We start from the raw sequence: 15,483 nt of genomic DNA on the forward strand, positions 1-15,483 counted from the left end.
CCTAACCTGTGGTCGCCGCAGTAGTTTGCAAGGGCCAGGCTTCAGATTTCGGTCAGGCCAGGGGCCAGAATCTGGGGGTCAGCAAGATGGTGGCGATGCCGACCACGATATTCATCGGCAACCCGATGACCAGGAAATCAGCAAAGCGATACCCGCCGGCCATGTAGACCAGCGTGTTGGTCTGGTAGCCGATCGGGGTGGCGAAACTGGCGCTGGCCGCAAACATCACGGCTACCAGGAAGGGCCGTGGATCGAGCCCCAGCTGGGCAGCCAGGGCCGCCGCCAGCGGGACCATGATGACCGCGACGGCGTTGTTGGTGACGGTTTCGGTCAGGACAGAGGTGAGGCCGTAAACGAGCGCCAGGACGAGCCAGGGCGGGGCGCCTGCCAGCCCCGGCGCGACCTGGCCGATGACCAGTTCGACGGCACCGGATTGTTCCAGCCCGCTGCCGACGATCAGCATGGCAAAGATCAGCGTCAGCAGTCGTCCGTCGATCGAGCTCATGGCCTCGCTGGCATCAATGCAGCGGGTGACCAGGACGAGGGCAGCGCCGATCAGGGCCAGGGCGGCGATCGGCGCGATATCGAAGGCCGCGAGCAGGACGATGCCGGCCAGGATGAGCAGGGCCACCGGCGCGCGCCGCCGCCGGTAGGGCCGGGCGGCCGTCTGGTTCAGGCTGAGCAGGTCGATGCGGGCGGACAGCTGGGCTATCGCGTCCGGCGCGCCCTCGAACAGGACCGTGTCGCCGACCTGCAAGTGTTCGTGCTCGAACCCGCCGCCGAAATTGCGTCCGCGCCGGTGCAGGGCCAGGGCAAACACACCGTAGCGGGTCGGCAGGTCGAGATCGGCGAGCGTGCGGCCGACCAGGCCGCGGCCGGGGCCGACCAAGGCTTCGACAATGACCAGCTTGCGCGAGGATAGGGGCTGGATTTCGCTCTGGCGCCCCAGGGTCTCGCGCAGGCCGAGAAGTTCGCCGGCCGAGGTCTCGACGACCAGGCGGTCGCCGGCGCGAAGCCGCGTCGCGTCCAGTTCGGCGCGAAACGACCGTCCGTCGCGCAGCAGATCCACGAGGCTGACGTCGGGGTGGCGGAATGGTGCGGCCTGGCGCGGTGGCTGGCCGATGAGCGCCGAATTCATCGGTACCACGACTTCGGCAATGAAACGGGACTGCTCACGGCGCTCCAGCGTGTCGGACAGTGACGGGCGCATGGGCAGCATGAGGGGGCCGGCCAGCAGCAGGTAGAGACCACCGACCAGGCCGACGCCAAGGCCCAGCCCGGTAATCTCGAACAGGCTGAACGGGGGCAGTCCCAGATCGCGGGCCAGACCGTCCACGAGCAGGTTCGTCGAGGTGCCGATCAGGGTGCAGGTGCCACCGAGAATTGCGGCGTAGGAAACCGGGATCAGGAGCTTGGAGGGCAGGGTGCGCAAGGGCTCGGCGAGCCGGCGGGCGATCGGCGTCATGATCATCACCACCGGCGTGTTGTTGAGAAAGGCCGAGGCCGCGAATGTGCCCCCGAACATGCTGGCAAGCGCCGCAGCCGGCGCCGTGCTGGCCAGCCCGATGAGCCGTCTACTGACCGCCTCCAGGATGCCGGTTCGCAGCAGCGCGCCGGTGATCACGAACAGGGCGCCGATGGTGATCGGGGCCGGGTTGGCGAAGGCCGCGAGGGCGGTTGAAGTGTCGACCAGGCCGAGCGTCAAAAAGGCAGCGGCCCCGGCAGCGGCGATCACTTCCGGGGGGTAGGCTTCGGTGATGAATGCCGCCAGGAGCAAGCCGACAAGGGCGAGGGCAATCCACGCCGAATGGGTATCGAGCAGTCCGGCGAAAGCCGTTATCATTCGGCGATATTGACGGAAACGCTCGCCCTAGCAACGAAAATCGCGCGGCCCGCCTCGGGCGTCCGCAGAACCTCCAATCAGGCCTCTTCCGGCTCGCTCACCCCCATGCGTTCGAGCAGGACGACAGCGCTGTCGGCGATGATGGTGCCGGGGGGGAAGACGGCGGCGGCGCCCATCTGGCGCAGCACCGGCTCGTCGTCCGGCGGGATGACGCCGCCGACAATGACCAGCACATCCTCGCGGCCGACATCGCGCAGGGCGTCGCGCAGTTCGGGCACCAGGGTGAGGTGGCCGGCCGCCAGCGACGAGGCGGCCGCGGCGTGGACCTTCTCCTCGGCGGCCAGCTTGGCCGCTTCGGCCGGGGTCTGGAAGAGCGGGCCGATAACGACGTCCCAGCCGAGGTCGGCATAGGCCGAGGCGACCACTTTCTGGCCCCGGTCATGACCGTCCTGGCCAAGCTTGGCGATCAGGATCTTCGGTTTCTCGCCGTGCAGCTCCTTGAACTTCTCGGCGAGGCGGCAGGCCCGGACCACACGGTCATCATCGCCGGCGGCCGCGGCGTAGATGCCGGATACGCCCTTGATTTCCGCCACATGGCGGTTGAAGGCGCGTTCCATGGCATCGGAGATCTCGCCCACCGTGGCCTTGGCCCGGGCGGCATCGACGGACAGTGCGAGCAGATTGCCCTCGCCGGTCTCGGCGGCCTTGGTCAGCGCGTCGAGGGCGCGGTCGACCCGGGCCTGGTCGCGCTCGGCCCGGAGCTTTTCGAGCTTCTCGATCTGCTGCTTGCGGACCATGTAATTGTCGACCTTGAGGACCGGCACGTCCTCTTCCTCGTCGAGGCGGAACTTGTTGACGCCGGTGATGGTCTGCTGGCCGCTGTCGATCAGGGCCTGGGTACGCGCGGCGGCTTCCTCGATGCGCAGCTTGGGGATGCCGGCCTCGATGGCCTTGGCCATGCCGCCGAGCTCGTCGATCTCGGCGATATGCTGCATCGCCCGGTCGGCCAGGTCGTGGGTCAGGCGCTCGATGTAGTGGCTGCCGCCCCACGGATCGATGGCGTCGCAGAGATGCGCCTCGCCGGCCAGCAGGAGCTGGGTGTTGCGGGCGATGCGGGCGGAGAAATCGGTCGGCAGGGCGAGCGCCTCGTCGAGCGAATTGGTGTGCAGGGACTGGGTGTGACCGTCGACGGCGGCGATCGCCTCGAGGGTCGTGCGTCCGACATTGTTGAACACGTCCTGGGCCGCCAGCGACCAGCCGGAGGTCTGGCAGTGGGTGCGCAGGGAAATCGATTTTTCCGATTTGGGATCAAATCGTTCTTTCACCAGCCGGGCCCACAGCAGGCGCGCGGCGCGCAGCTTGGCGATCTCCATGAAGACATTCATGCCGATGCCGAAGAAGAAGCTCAGGCGCGGCGCGAAGGCGTCGACATCGAGGCCGGCCTCGATGCCGGTGGCGATGTATTCCAGCCCGTCGGCGATGGTGTAGGCGAGCTCGAGGTCAGCCGAGGCACCGGCTTCCTGCATGTGGTAGCCGGAGATCGAGATCGAGTTGAAACGCGGCATTTTTTCCGACGTGTAGGCAAAAATGTCGGAGATGATCCGCATCGAGGGCGAGGGCGGATAGATGTAGGTGTTGCGGACCATGAACTCCTTGAGGATGTCGTTCTGGATGGTCCCGGAGAGCTGGTCCGGCTTCACGCCCTGTTCCTCGGCGGCGACGATGTAGAGCGCCATGATCGGCAGGACGGCGCCGTTCATGGTCATCGACACCGACATTTCGTCGAGCGGGATGCCGTCGAACAGGGTGCGCATGTCGTAGATCGAATCGATGGCCACGCCGGCCATGCCGACATCGCCGGAGACGCGCGGATGGTCGCTGTCATAGCCGCGGTGGGTGGCCAGGTCGAAGGCCACGGACAGGCCCTTCTGGCCGGCCGCGAGATTGCGCCGGTAGAAGGCGTTGGAATCCTCCGCGGTGGAGAAGCCGGCATATTGCCGGATCGTCCAGGGGCGCTGGAGGAACATGGTCGGATAGGGGCCGCGGACAAAGGGCGCGGCGCCGGGCGGCACTTCGAGTGTGTCCAGGTCGGCGGTGTCCTCGGCCCGGTATTGGGCCTGGATCGCAATGCCTTCTGCCGGAGTCCACGGGTCACGCGAACCGGTGCCGGGGCTCTGGGCTTCGCCAAGGTCGAGACGGGTGAAATCGGGGCGGGTCATGCTTGTTTCCCTTCGAACTCGGCGGCAAAGCGGACCGGGGCGAGGGCGGTGTCGGGGACGTCCTCCTCCTCGGGCCATTCATCCTCGACCGGGACCGGGCGGGGATCGGGATCGACGTATTGGGTGACACCGAGAATCGGATCCTGGCCGTCGCGGATGCGGACCAGGCGCTGCTCGCGCTTGTCGGCAATCAGCCCCTGCAGCCAGCCGTCGGCAAACGCGTCGGCGAGCCCGCCGCGGCGTTCGATGTCCTGGAACAGGGCCCAGGCCTGGTGGGCCAGCTGGTCGCTCAGATGCTCGTGCAGGAAGGCGCCGGCTGCCGGATCGGTGACGTTGCCGAGATGGCTCTCCTCGGCCAGCAGGATGTGCAGGTTGCGGGCGACCCTGCGGGCGAAGGCGTTGGGCCGGCCGATGGCCGCGGTGAGCGGCCGCACGGTGATCGCATCGGCGCCGCCGGCGGCGGCTGCGAAGCCGGCGCAGGAGGTGCGGATCAGATTGGTCCAGGCATCGCTGGCCGACAGCATGCGACCGGCGGTGCGCACGTGCAGGGCGAGGCGGCGCTGGTCGGGGGCGACGCCGAAGGCGTCGGCGATGCGGGCCCAGATGCGGCGCGCGGCGCGCAGCTTGGCGATGGTCAGGTGGATGTCGCTGTCGGCGGCGAGGCGGGCCTCGATCAGGCCAGCCGCGGTATCGGCGTCGAAGCCCCAGTCGAGCAGGTGACGCATGTAGGCCGCGCCGGCGGCGGCCATGACGGCGAGTTCCTGGACTTCGCTTCCGCCAGCCTCGAAGGCGAGGGCGGCATTGAGGCGATAGACCTTGAGACGCGGGAAGGCGGCCTGGGACAGTTCGGTGATTTCGCGCGCCTTGGTGAAACAGTCCGGGTCGAGGGCCACGCCCTGACGGGCTGCCCGTTCGATCGGGCCGAGGCCGAGGCCGCCCTCGAGGAGCTCTCCGTCCAGGCGACGGCGGGCGAACAGGCTGAGCGCCAGGCGGGCGTGGTGGCCCTGGCCGGCAATACAGTCGAGATGGACCGGGGCGAGCGACAGGTCGACGCCCTTCAGGGCGGCGTCCAGCAGGTCGAGCTCGTTGGCCTTGAGGCCGAAGCGGCCTTCAGGGTCGAGCCGCAATTCCAGTTCCGAGACTCCGCCCATGAGGTCGGCGAGGGCGGCCTCGTTGGCGGATGAGGGTGTCTGCTCGACGATGGTCTGGCGCATGCCCCAGGGCAGGTGGAGATCGCGCGGCGCGGTGTCGACGGCGTGGCTTTCGGCGGGGCGGTCAAAGAAGACCGGGCCGCGCAGGATGTCGTCCACGGTTCGGCGATCCAGCGTCGACAGGGCAGCACCGCGCAGGGCTTTTTCGGCCAGGGGACGCCAGGATTCCGCCGCGGAAAAAATTTTTCCCCGGTCCGAGACTTTGTCGCTGTCGCTCATATCGGGTTCATCCCTTCGCCGGAAGTCCATGCAGGCGCGGAGAAAAAGCACGTGGGGCGCGGGCGTCAAGGGCGCGTCGCTTGTATCGGCAGTTGGCCCGTTCATCCCCACCCCCCTCTGGCGGGTGTAGAATGCGCCCCGGATGATGGTGAAATGCGAGGATGAACCGATGGCCGAAACAACGCCCCGACTGGGACTGCCGCTGATCCAGCCCGCCCAAGCCCAGAAGCATGTGACCGTCAACGAAGCGCTGCTCGCGCTCGACGCGCTGGTCATGACGGCGGTGGAAAGCCGATCGGTGATAGAGCAGCCGACCGGGCCGCTGGAGGGGCAGGCCTGGATCGTTCCGGCCGGCGCGAGTGGCGCGGACTGGTCGACCGTCCCGGCAGGGGAGATTGCATACTGGCGCGACGGCAGCTGGCACGTGGTGACGCCGGCAAGCGGGAGGCGGGTGCATGTGGCGGACGAGGACCATGAGGTGCGCTTTGGCAGCGCGGGCTGGCACGTTGCCGCGTCCCGGCACTGGATCGCCGAGGGCGCGCTCGGTGCGGCAACCGAGGCGGTTGTCATCGAGGCCGAGCTGACCGGCCTCTCGGGAGCCACGGTCTCGACCGCGCCGGTCATTCCGCAACGCGCGGTCCTGATGGCGGTGTCGGTGACCGTGTCGGAGGCGATTGCGGGCGCCAGCAGCTTTGACTGCGGCCTGCCCGGGGACCCGGCGAAATTCGGTGGCATGCTCGGGATCAATCCCGGTGACAGCAATCTCGGCGTGGTGTCGCCGACCCCCTTCTATGCCGACACGCCGATCGTCCTGACCGCCAATGGCGGGGGTTTCACCGCCGGACGGGTAAGGCTGGGGATACATGCCTGGATCCCCCGGGCACCAGGGGCCTAGGGGTCAGTGAGCACTGTCATCCAGATGTCCGGCGATCTCGTCCATGATGGCGTTGAGCGGCCCCTGGGTCGCTTCGGTCATGGCATGGCCATTGACCGGCACGATGTGCAGTTTGGCGTGCGGGCACGCCTCGGCCAGGCGGAAGGCGTTCTCGATCGGGCACACCATGTCGTAGCGCGAATGCAGGATGTGCATTTCGATGTCCTTGAGGGCGTCGGCCTGACGGATCAGCTGGTCGCGTTCGAGGAAGCAGTTGTGCCGGAAGTAGTGCATCTCGACGAGGGCGCGGGAGGCCAGCTGGTCGGCGCCTTTCTGACGCAGCCCCGCGAGAGCCTCCTGCGGTCCGAGATCCAGGTAGGAGAGCCGGTCCTCATACTCGTTCCAGCGATAGATGGTCGAGGCCCGCAGATCTTCGCGAGTGGCGTCAGGGTCGGCGAGACGGCGCAGGACCGGAAAGCCGGCCTCTACCTCCGCGGCCATGGCGTCATTGCACCAGGCGAGCAGGAGGTTGACCGAGCCGCGCCATTCGTGCGGCACCGGGTCGATGAAGTCGGCGTGGGCGTCAGGAAAGGCGCGCGAGCCCTGTTCCGGGTCGAACATCCAGCGCAGGTCGGCCTCGCCCCCCAGAAAGACGGCTTCGGGCACCAGGGCGCTGACGCGGTCGGGATGGGCCTCGGCATAGGCGAGGGCGAGCGTGGAGCCCCAGGACGGGCCGAACACGATCCAGCGCTCGACCCCGAGCTCACCGCGCAGGGCCTCGATGTCGGCGATCAGCTCGGCGGTGGTGTTGTTGTCGACCGACAGGTGCGGCGTCGAGCGCCCGCAGCCGCGCTGGTCGAACAGGATGATGTCGAAGCGTTCCGGGTCGAACAGGCGGCGCAGGCGCGGCGAGATGCCCGAGCCGGGACCACCGTGAAGGACCAGTACGGGCAGGCCGTCTGGGCGCCCGCAGCGCTCCCAGTAGAGGCTGTGGCCTTCACCGACGGAGAGGTGACCGGATGTGCGGGGCTGGGTATCGGGAAACAGGTGAGTCATGACGCCGACCCTATCGGTCCGGCAGGCCGGGGCAAGGGGAGCGTGCGGCCGATTTCAGTCGACCTGTTCGTAGGACCGTTCCGGATCGTAGAATTCGATTGTTTCGGGGAATTGGGTGGTCACGTGCCAGCCGGCGATAAGCAGCCAGGCGGCCCCGATGAGACCGAGATAGCCGGGCCGCTTCAGCGGCGCGAGACTGCCCTTGAACAGCGCCACAACAGCGAACAGGAGGGCGGCCAGCAGGTAGCCGGCCAGGACGTCGCTGGGCCAGTGCGCCTGCAGATACATGCGCGACAGGCCCATCAGGCCAAGCCAGGCGATCAGGGCACCTGCATAGATCTTGCGCGCCTGTCCGCGCAGCACCGACAGCCCCAGCCAGATCAGGACGAAAATGGTGACTGCGGTATTGGTGGCGTGGCCGGAGGGGAAGCTGAAATTCTCCACTCCGCCATACAGCTCGACAAAGGGCCGATCGCGCAGGGTCAGGCCCTTGAGCAGCTTGACCATGCCCCAGGCTCCGAGGAAGAGAACAGTGACGGAGATGGCGCTGCGCCAGTCGCGCTGGATCAGCAGAACGCCGACAATCACCACGTCGATCGGCATGGTGACTTCGAAATCGCCTGTCATGGTGATCGCGGTGAAGATCGGCTTGAGCCATGCCCCGTCCAGGCGGGCGAGGCCGCCAATGATCGCCTCGTCCAGCGGCAAAACAACGGCCAGCTGGAAAACAGCAATGTAAACAGCGACCAACCCAACGAGGCTGACGGCGGCAACGGAACGGGGAGACGGTTTGCGCATACACCAAGACCTTCCCCATCAGGGCTGATTTGTCAAAGCCGTGGGGGCGCAAATCCCGGGCCTGAATGTTTTATCCCGGGCTGAGCAGTTTCGGGCATGTCGTTTTGCCAAGCTTTGCCCTATGGTGCGCCGCTTTCCGCCTGGCCCGGCGGACCCAACACGAATGAATTGGACTTTCCTTGAAACACGCCGACCCGAATAACTTTGCCGATCGCCGCAAGGCCGCTGCCGACGCCAAGAAAGCACTGCTGAACAAGTTCAAGTCCGCACAGGACCCTGACAACCCGGTCGCTGCCGCCAAGGCGGAGAAGCGCCGTCAGGTCGCCGAAGCCCGCGAGGCACGCCGCGCCGAACGCGAGCGCGTCAAGGCGGAAGAAGCCGAGGCGGCCCGCATCAAGGCGGAAGCCGAGGCCAAGAAAGCGGCCGAGGACGCGGCTGCAGAGGCCGAGGCCAAGGCCAAGGCGGAAGCCGAGTTTGCCGAGCAGGCGCTGCGCGAGGAAGCCGAACGCAAGGCCGAGCGCGACCGCAAGTATGCCGCCCGCAAGGCGCGCAAGAAGCGCTAGGTCCGGGCGCGCTGCGTCGATCCGCTGTCCCGGTGCCGCCGGGGTCGTGTAGCATCCGGTCGATTGGCAATCGAAAGCCGACCGGAGGGGCGACGTGACTGAACTGTTGAGTGCGATTCCCGAGCTGCCGCTGGGCTGGCGGCTACTGGCAATTGTCGGCATCGCCGCGGCGGTACACCTGCTGGTGCGGCTGATCCGCTTTCTCGCCTGGTTCACGGCCGGGCGGTTTCCCGAGCGGCGACACCAGAAGCTGCGCTCGGTGACCTCGCTGGCGGCCAGTATCGGCGTGTTCACGCTGTACTTCCTGACCATCGGATTCATCCTGCAGCAGCTCGGTGTGTCGCTGACCGCCTATCTGGCCAGCGCCACGGTGATTGGGCTGGCCATCGGATTCGGCTCGCAGGGCCTGGTGCAGGACGTGGTCAACGGCCTCACCTTCATCTTCTCCGACCTGCTCGATGTCGGGGATCTGGTGGAGATCTCCGGCCAGACCGGCATCGTGCGGGCGATCACCATGCGCTTCGTGGTGCTGGAGAATGCGCTGGGGGCGAAGGTGCTGATTCCCAATCGCACCGTGAACAATGTGATCAATTATCCGCGCAGCTATGTACGCTGCATTGTCGATGTCACCCTGCCGGGGGATGCCGAGCAGCGCGATGCCGGCGAGCGCACCGCGCTGCGACTGATGCAGGGGTTCCACGAGCAATTTCCCGGCATTTTCCTGTCGCGACCGTCCAAGGAAGCGCGCATCACGCTGAGCTCTGGGCGCGAGATCCTGCGCATGAAGTTCCGCATTTGGCCGGGGCGCGGCGATCCGATCAAGGACATCTACCTGAACGAGGTGGTGGCCGAGTTCTCCGCCGATCACCCCGACTACAAGCCGTGGATGGTGGCCATCAGCTTCGAGAGCGAGAACCGGCCCGATGTCGTGAAGCCGGAGCTCAAGCTCAACTGGCCGAAGCGCGAGAAGCGCTGACGGGCCCGGCTGGGAAAAGGGGGGGAATGGTGCCGCTAGAGTGAATTGAACACTCGACCTCTCCCTTACCAAGGGAACGCTCTACCCCTGAGCTATAGCGGCGCTCGGTGTCGCCTTTCGGCGTCGAGGACCGGGGCTATAGCGCAGACATTTCGATCCGCCAAGGGCGTCTTGACGTTGTCAGCTGCATTCGACATGACCTTTTGCATGAGCGATCCAGAAACACCGCCCTCCAAAGCCCCGTCCCGCAAGACTGCGACGCGCCCGGAACCCGGTTCCAAGGAGGCGCGTTTGGCCGAAGCGCTGCGTGCGAATCTGCGCCGGCGCAAAGCTGCGGCCAGGAAAGCTGCTGACACCAAGACGGACGAACCGGACGACTCGCCGCAAGGCTGACGCATTCCGGCTGGATCAACAGCACGGGCAGGCCGACGCGCCCGTGCGGATAACACAATGCCCCTTGCGGGCTTTCAGGGAGAGATCATGGACCGGATTGTCATTCAGGGCGGCGAGCGCCTCAACGGGCGCATTGGCATCAGCGGGGCCAAGAACTCGGCCCTCAAGCTCATGGCCGCAGCCCTGCTGACCGACGAGCCGGTCGAACTGACGCAAATGCCGCGTCTCGCGGACGCCCGTTCCATGGGTTATCTGATGGCCAGCCTCGGCGTGCTGGTCGAGGAGAGCGACCCGGCGACGCTGAAGCTGCATGCCGGCACCATCCGCTCGACCTATGCGCCCTACGACCTGGTGCGCAAGATGCGCGCAACCTTCAACGTGCTCGGACCGCTGCTGGCGCGCGAAGGAGAGGCCAAGGTGTCGCTGCCGGGCGGCTGTGCCATCGGTTCGCGGCCGGTGGACCTGCACCTGCAGGCGCTGGAGGCGCTTGGGGCCCAGATCGAACTGGCCGACGGCTATGTCAACGCCAGGGCGCCCAAGGGCGGCCTCAGAGGCGGCGAGGTCGATCTTCCGTTTGCCTCGGTCGGGGCCACCGAGCACGCCATGCTGGCGGCCGTGCTGGCACGGGGCGAAAGCGCCATCGAGAACGCGGCACGCGAGCCGGAGATTGCCGACCTTGCCGATTGTCTCAACGCCATGGGCGCCGAGATCGAGGGCGCCGGCACGTCGACCATCCGCATCCAGGGCAAGGAACGCCTGAACGGCGTCGAGCACCGTGTCGTGGCCGACCGCATCGAAACGGCGAGCTATGCGCTGGCTGTGGCGGCGACAGGGGGCGAAGTGCTGCTGGACGGGGCGGTGTACGGTCACAACAAGGCGCTGTGGTCGGCCATGCGCAAGGCGGGCGTGAGCGTCGAGGACGTCGCCGGCGAGAAGCTGCCGACGGGCGTGCGCGTGGCGCGCAATGGCGACCGGCTGGACGCCGTCGACATCGAGACCCAGCCCTATCCGGGTTTTCCCACCGACGCGCAGGCGCAATTCATGGCGCTGATGTCGCTGGCCGAGGGCACGTCGGTGATTCGCGAGACGATTTTCGAGAACCGCTTCATGCACGTGCCCGAACTGAGCCGGCTAGGCGCCAACATCTCCGTGCGCGGCAATGAGGCAGTGGTGCGCGGGGTCGGGCAATTGCGCGGCGCCCCGGTCATGGCCACGGATTTGCGCGCCTCGGTGTCGCTGGTCATCGCCGGGCTTGCCGCCGAGGGTGAAACCGTGGTCAACCGGGTCTACCATCTGGATCGGGGCTTTGAACGCCTCGAAGCCAAGCTGCGCGGGTGCGGTGCCCGTGTGGAACGTCAAAGCGATTGAGGCGGGCCGAACGCGCCGACCGATCGCGAGGGGAGCCCGTCACGTGAGCCGACAGCCTTCGCCGCTGCGCCTGGTCGCCCTGGACGCCGACGATCTGCCAGTGATCTCTGCCACGCTGCAGGATGCCGTGGCGCTGCTGGGGGATTTCGAATTCTCTGCCCGCCGCAAGCAGTTCACCATGGCCTTCAACCGCTATCGCTGGGAAGCCGGCAAGCGGCGTGAACGCGTGCGCACCGGCATCCAGGTCGGCGAGGTCCTGGCCGCGCGGTCGCAGAACATCCGCCAGGGTGCCAGGGATGCCGTGGTGTCGCTGCTGGCGATCGGGTTCGAGCCGCACGAGGACGCCGAGCAGGCGCCGGCGGGCAGCCTGGTGTTCACCTTCTCCGGGGGCGGCGAGTTGCGACTCGATGTTGCCTGCATCGACCTGGTGATGGCCGACCTGACGGCATCGTGGAAGGCAGTACGCCGACCGCGGCATGACGAGGCCGGATGATGGCCCGGGATGGTGACCGTATCGTGCGCATCGACCTCGACGGGGCCAGCCTGGGCCCCGGTGACGTCAATGCCGATCACGAGCGGCGGGTGGCGATTGCCGACCTGCTGGAAAGCAACTCCTTCCGGCCGTCGGCGGAGGTCGAGGACGGGCCCTATGCCCTGCGCCTGGCGATCGAGGAGGACCGGCTGGTCTTCGACGTGCGCCAGGAAGACGATGCACCGGTGCGCGCCTTCGTGTTCGCGCTGGGGCCGCTCCGCCGCATCATCAAGGATTATTTCCTGATTTGCGAAAGCTATTACGAGGCCGTGCGCGACGCCCCGCTGGCCCAGATCGAGGCCATCGATATGGGACGCCGGGGGGTGCACAATGAGGGCTCGACGCTGCTGCGCGAGCGGCTGAGCGGCAAGATCGAGGTCGATTTCGACACGTCGCGGCGCCTGTTCACGCTGATTTGCGCCCTGCACCGGCGGGCCACCTCATGACGCCGCCCGACGTGCTCTTCGTATGCGGGCGCAATGCGATCCGCTCGCCGATGGGCGAGGCGCTGTGGCGTCAGCGCTTCGGGGAGGCGGCCCGTGCCCGCTCGTGTGGCGTCATCCCGGCGGCCTTCGTGGACGGCTACATGGTCGCGGTGATGGGCGAGCTGGGCATCGAGGCGGAAGAAGTTGCGCCAATGGCGCTGGCCGGGGTCGGCAAACCGGTGCCGCAGCTCGTGGTGTCGCTGTCGAGCGCGGCCGACCGGCTGGCGCGCGAGTATGCCGGCGCGACCGGGGCGCAATTCCTGGCCTGGCCGATCGCCGATCCGTCCGAGACCCAAGGCAGCCGCGAGGACAAGCTGGCGGCCTACCGCCGGACCCGTGACGCCATCGCCGCACGCATCGCCGAATGGGCGGACCAGGCGAGGAGTGCTTGAGTCTCGACTTTGCCCCCGGACCGGGACTATATAGCGCGCTCCGGTGCGCAGCCTGGCTGCCGGACCGGTCACTTACCCGCAGAATACGGCCCCCGACGGGCTGGTAATGAGGAGCCGCATGGCGAAAGAAGAATTGCTGGAGTTCCCGGGCGAAGTCACGGAACTGCTTCCGAATGCGACCTTCCGGGTCAAGCTCGAGAACGACCACGAGATCATTGCCCACACGGCGGGCAAGATGCGCAAGAACCGCATCCGCGTGCTGGCGGGTGACAAGGTGCTTGTCGAAATGACGCCCTATGACCTGACCAAGGGCCGGATCACCTATCGCTTCAAGTAGGCCCGAGGCCCGCAACCGGCGTGGTGATGCCATGAACGAGCCTGAAGCGGGCCCGGCCCGCCCCGAGACTTCGCGTCCCGACATCCCGCGTCCCGGCATTCCGCGTCCCGGCGCCCGGCTGATCCTGGCCAGCGCCTCGCCGCGCCGCCAAGCGCTGCTGAGCGAGGCCGGGCTGGCGCCGGACGCCGTGGAACCCACCCATATCGACGAAAACGAGATCCCCGGCGAGCTGCCCGGGCCTCTGGCGCTGCGCCTGGCGCGTGAAAAGGCGGCGGCCCATCCCGGCGGCGACGCCTTCGTGCTGGCCGCCGACACGGTGGTCGGGGTCGGCCGACGCATCCTGCCCAAGACCGAGACCGAGGCCGAGGCGCGGCGCTGCCTGGCCCTGCTGTCGGGTCGCAGTCACCGCGTCTTCACCGGCATTGCGGCGCGCAATCCGGACGGCGAGACGGCCGACCGGCTGGTCGAGACCCGGGTCAAGTTCAAGCGCCTGAGCGCGGCGGAAACCGAGGCCTATATCGCCTCGGGGGAATGGCGCGGCAAGGCGGGCGGGTACGGTATACAAGGCATGGCCGGGCGCTTCGTGATCAATCTGATCGGCTCCTACAGCGCCGTGGTCGGCCTGCCCATCTATGAAACGACGCTGCTGCTGGGCGGGCTGGGCTATCCGGTGAACGCACAGAGCGCGCCGACGGAGACAACACCATGAAGCGCCAGATCCTGGTGGAAGAAAGCGTTGGCGAGACGCGCGCCGCGGTGACCGAGAGCGGTCGCATAGTCGAGCTGCACGTCGAGCGCTGGAGCGAGCTGGGACAGCGCGCCGTCGAGGGCGAGATCTATCGCGGCCGGGTGCGCCGGGTCGAGCCGGCGCTCAATGCCGCCTTTGTCGATATCGGCCATGCCGAGGACGGATTCCTGCCCTTCGGCAAGTCCGGCCGGCCCAAGGGCCTGCACGAAGGTGCTGCAATCGGCGTGCGCGTGGCGCGCGAGGCGCATGCCGAGAAGGGCGCCAATCTGGCCCTGGTCGAGGTCGAGCCCGGCGACGCCCCGGAATGCCTTGAACCGGCACCGATCCTGGCCCAGCGACTGGTCAAGCTGTTCGGCGATGCCGAAGCCGTCTGGGCCGACGAAAGCGACCAGGATATCGACGCCGCCTTCGAGGAGGCGCTCGAGCCGCGCGCGGCGGTGCCCGGCGGCGGCTCGCTCTATATCGAGCAGACGCGCGCCATGACCACGATTGATGTCGACGCCGACGGCCGCAAGGGCCAGGGCAATGCGGCCCAGCTGGCCGTGGCGCTCAATGTCTCCGCGGCCAAGGAGGCGGCGCGCCAGGTGCGCCTGCGCGGGCTCGGCGGCATCATCGCCATCGATTTCGTCAACATGCGCGGCCAGCCCGACCGCAAGACCGTCGAACAGGCCCTGCGGGGGGCTTGCCGGCGCGACCGCGCCCGCTGCGACGTGGCGCCGCTGTCGCAATTCTGCGTCGGCGAGATGGCGCGCCAGCGCAAGACCCGCTCGCTGGCCGAGATGCTGTGTGACGCGGACGGGCGGTTGTCGGTCGAAAGCTGCGCCCTGGCGGCGCTGCGCCGACTGGAAGGCGAGGCCCGCTCCGATAGGGCCCGGCGCCTCGTGCTGGAAGTCTCCGACGAGGTCGCCGGCTGGCTGGACAGCGATGTCATCGACTGGCGTCCGGCCCTGACCGAGCGCATCGGTGCGCGCTTCGAGATCAAGACGGTCGCTGGCGCCGGCCGCGACACGGCCCAGGTGCGGCGCGCCAAATAGACGCGAGGACGACGATTTATGCCCATGAAATGCCCGATCTGCCGCCGGCCGGCCCATCCCGACTTCAAGCCCTTCTGCTCGAAGCGCTGTGCCGATGTCGATCTCGGCAAATGGGTCACGGGCAGCTATGCCATTCCCGGTGAACCGGCCGATGTCGCCGAAGACAATCCACCAGCCGAGGAAGACCAGTAGGGCACTCCCTGCGCCTCGCTTTCGCGAGGTGCACAAGGTGCTGAATTGGGTCATGGACACCGGCCCGGCCAGACCCTATAAACCGCGCTCTCGATCGCGGCCTTCTTGAGGCCCGCATCGCCCGGTGCCCGGGTAGCTCAGTTGGTAGAGCAGCGGATTGAAAATCCGCGTGTCGGTGGTTCGAATCCGCCCCCGGGCACCATTTCCGATGTTTAGCTGAAGACATGCGGCCTCCGCTCTTGC

The 15,483-nt window shown here is 67.5% G+C and carries 16 protein-coding genes and 2 tRNA genes; 12 read left to right on the forward strand and 6 right to left on the reverse strand.

Features of this window, described 5'->3' with window-relative positions:
• Window positions 1-52: 52 nt before the first annotated feature.
• The 3 genes from ACXYMR_RS06380 to ACXYMR_RS06390 form a co-directional block, all read right to left on the reverse strand.
• Window positions 53-1,843 carry an SLC13 family permease gene (locus ACXYMR_RS06380; protein WP_458941956.1) on the reverse strand — a complete coding sequence of 597 codons (1,791 nt, stop codon included), beginning with the start codon at window positions 1,841-1,843 and terminating at the stop codon, window positions 53-55.
• 77 nt (window positions 1,844-1,920) lie between these two features.
• Window positions 1,921-4,062, reverse strand: coding sequence for a methylmalonyl-CoA mutase (gene scpA / locus ACXYMR_RS06385; RefSeq protein ID WP_458941957.1), 2,142 nt, complete (start codon window positions 4,060-4,062; stop codon window positions 1,921-1,923).
• Window positions 4,059-5,492, reverse strand: coding sequence for a methylmalonyl-CoA mutase family protein (locus ACXYMR_RS06390; protein ID WP_458941958.1), 1,434 nt, complete (start codon window positions 5,490-5,492; stop codon window positions 4,059-4,061). Before ACXYMR_RS06390 ends, scpA begins: the two co-directional genes overlap by 4 nt.
• Window positions 5,493-5,661: 169 nt before the next feature.
• Here ACXYMR_RS06390 and ACXYMR_RS06395 point away from each other — a divergent pair, with 169 nt between their 5' ends.
• Window positions 5,662-6,387: a DUF2793 domain-containing protein gene (locus tag ACXYMR_RS06395; RefSeq protein ID WP_458941959.1), complete on the forward strand. Its 726-nt coding sequence runs from the start codon at window positions 5,662-5,664 to the stop codon at window positions 6,385-6,387.
• Window positions 6,388-6,390: 3 nt separating this feature from the next.
• Here the strand turns inward: ACXYMR_RS06395 and pip are convergent, their stop codons facing one another.
• Together pip and ACXYMR_RS06405 are read right to left on the reverse strand one after the other, a co-directional pair.
• Complete coding sequence (gene pip, locus ACXYMR_RS06400; RefSeq protein WP_458941960.1) at window positions 6,391-7,422, reverse strand: prolyl aminopeptidase; 1,032 nt, start codon at window positions 7,420-7,422, stop codon at window positions 6,391-6,393.
• Between the two features lie 54 nt (window positions 7,423-7,476).
• Window positions 7,477-8,220, reverse strand: coding sequence for a phosphatase PAP2 family protein (locus ACXYMR_RS06405; RefSeq protein WP_458941961.1), 744 nt, complete (start codon window positions 8,218-8,220; stop codon window positions 7,477-7,479).
• A 179-nt stretch (window positions 8,221-8,399) separates the two neighbouring features.
• On the opposite strand from ACXYMR_RS06405, the gene ACXYMR_RS06410 reads away from it, so the two are divergent.
• Window positions 8,400-8,783 (forward strand): DUF6481 family protein, encoded by a 384-nt coding sequence (locus tag ACXYMR_RS06410; RefSeq protein ID WP_458941962.1) that lies wholly within the window; start codon window positions 8,400-8,402, stop codon window positions 8,781-8,783.
• Window positions 8,784-8,877: 94 nt separating this feature from the next.
• Window positions 8,878-9,759 (forward strand): mechanosensitive ion channel family protein, encoded by an 882-nt coding sequence (locus tag ACXYMR_RS06415; RefSeq protein WP_458941963.1) that lies wholly within the window; start codon window positions 8,878-8,880, stop codon window positions 9,757-9,759.
• Between the two features lie 27 nt (window positions 9,760-9,786).
• Here ACXYMR_RS06415 and ACXYMR_RS06420 read toward each other — a convergent pair.
• A tRNA-Thr gene (locus ACXYMR_RS06420) sits at window positions 9,787-9,861 on the reverse strand.
• A 378-nt stretch (window positions 9,862-10,239) separates the two neighbouring features.
• On the opposite strand from ACXYMR_RS06420, the gene murA reads away from it, so the two are divergent.
• From murA to ACXYMR_RS06465, 9 genes are all read left to right on the forward strand, one after another.
• Window positions 10,240-11,520 (forward strand): UDP-N-acetylglucosamine 1-carboxyvinyltransferase, encoded by a 1,281-nt coding sequence (murA, locus tag ACXYMR_RS06425; RefSeq protein ID WP_458941964.1) that lies wholly within the window; start codon window positions 10,240-10,242, stop codon window positions 11,518-11,520.
• 43 nt (window positions 11,521-11,563) lie between these two features.
• Window positions 11,564-12,013, forward strand: coding sequence for a DUF2948 family protein (locus ACXYMR_RS06430; protein WP_458941965.1), 450 nt, complete (start codon window positions 11,564-11,566; stop codon window positions 12,011-12,013).
• The gene (locus ACXYMR_RS06435) at window positions 12,013-12,498 is read left to right on the forward strand and encodes a UPF0262 family protein (protein ID WP_458942515.1); all 486 of its coding nucleotides are present in this window, start codon (window positions 12,013-12,015) and stop codon (window positions 12,496-12,498) included. The genes ACXYMR_RS06430 and ACXYMR_RS06435 overlap by 1 nt, the downstream gene beginning before the upstream one ends.
• Entirely contained in the window at window positions 12,495-12,929 is a 435-nt protein-coding gene (locus tag ACXYMR_RS06440; protein WP_458941966.1) for an arsenate-mycothiol transferase ArsC, read from the forward strand. The genes ACXYMR_RS06435 and ACXYMR_RS06440 overlap by 4 nt, the downstream gene beginning before the upstream one ends.
• 118 nt (window positions 12,930-13,047) lie before the next feature.
• Window positions 13,048-13,266 (forward strand): translation initiation factor IF-1, encoded by a 219-nt coding sequence (gene infA / locus ACXYMR_RS06445; RefSeq protein ID WP_019961978.1) that lies wholly within the window; start codon window positions 13,048-13,050, stop codon window positions 13,264-13,266.
• Window positions 13,267-13,297: 31 nt separating this feature from the next.
• Window positions 13,298-13,975, forward strand: coding sequence for a Maf family nucleotide pyrophosphatase (locus tag ACXYMR_RS06450; RefSeq protein WP_458941967.1), 678 nt, complete (start codon window positions 13,298-13,300; stop codon window positions 13,973-13,975).
• Complete coding sequence (locus ACXYMR_RS06455; RefSeq protein ID WP_458941968.1) at window positions 13,972-15,048, forward strand: ribonuclease E/G; 1,077 nt, start codon at window positions 13,972-13,974, stop codon at window positions 15,046-15,048. Before ACXYMR_RS06450 ends, ACXYMR_RS06455 begins: the two co-directional genes overlap by 4 nt.
• A gap of 24 nt (window positions 15,049-15,072) precedes the next feature.
• Window positions 15,073-15,240, forward strand: coding sequence for a DNA gyrase inhibitor YacG (locus tag ACXYMR_RS06460; protein ID WP_458941969.1), 168 nt, complete (start codon window positions 15,073-15,075; stop codon window positions 15,238-15,240).
• A 126-nt stretch (window positions 15,241-15,366) separates the two neighbouring features.
• Window positions 15,367-15,442: transfer RNA gene (locus tag ACXYMR_RS06465), tRNA-Phe, on the forward strand.
• Window positions 15,443-15,483 lie beyond the last annotated feature (41 nt).

The sequence above is a fragment of the Maricaulis sp. CAU 1757 genome (assembly GCF_054482675.1).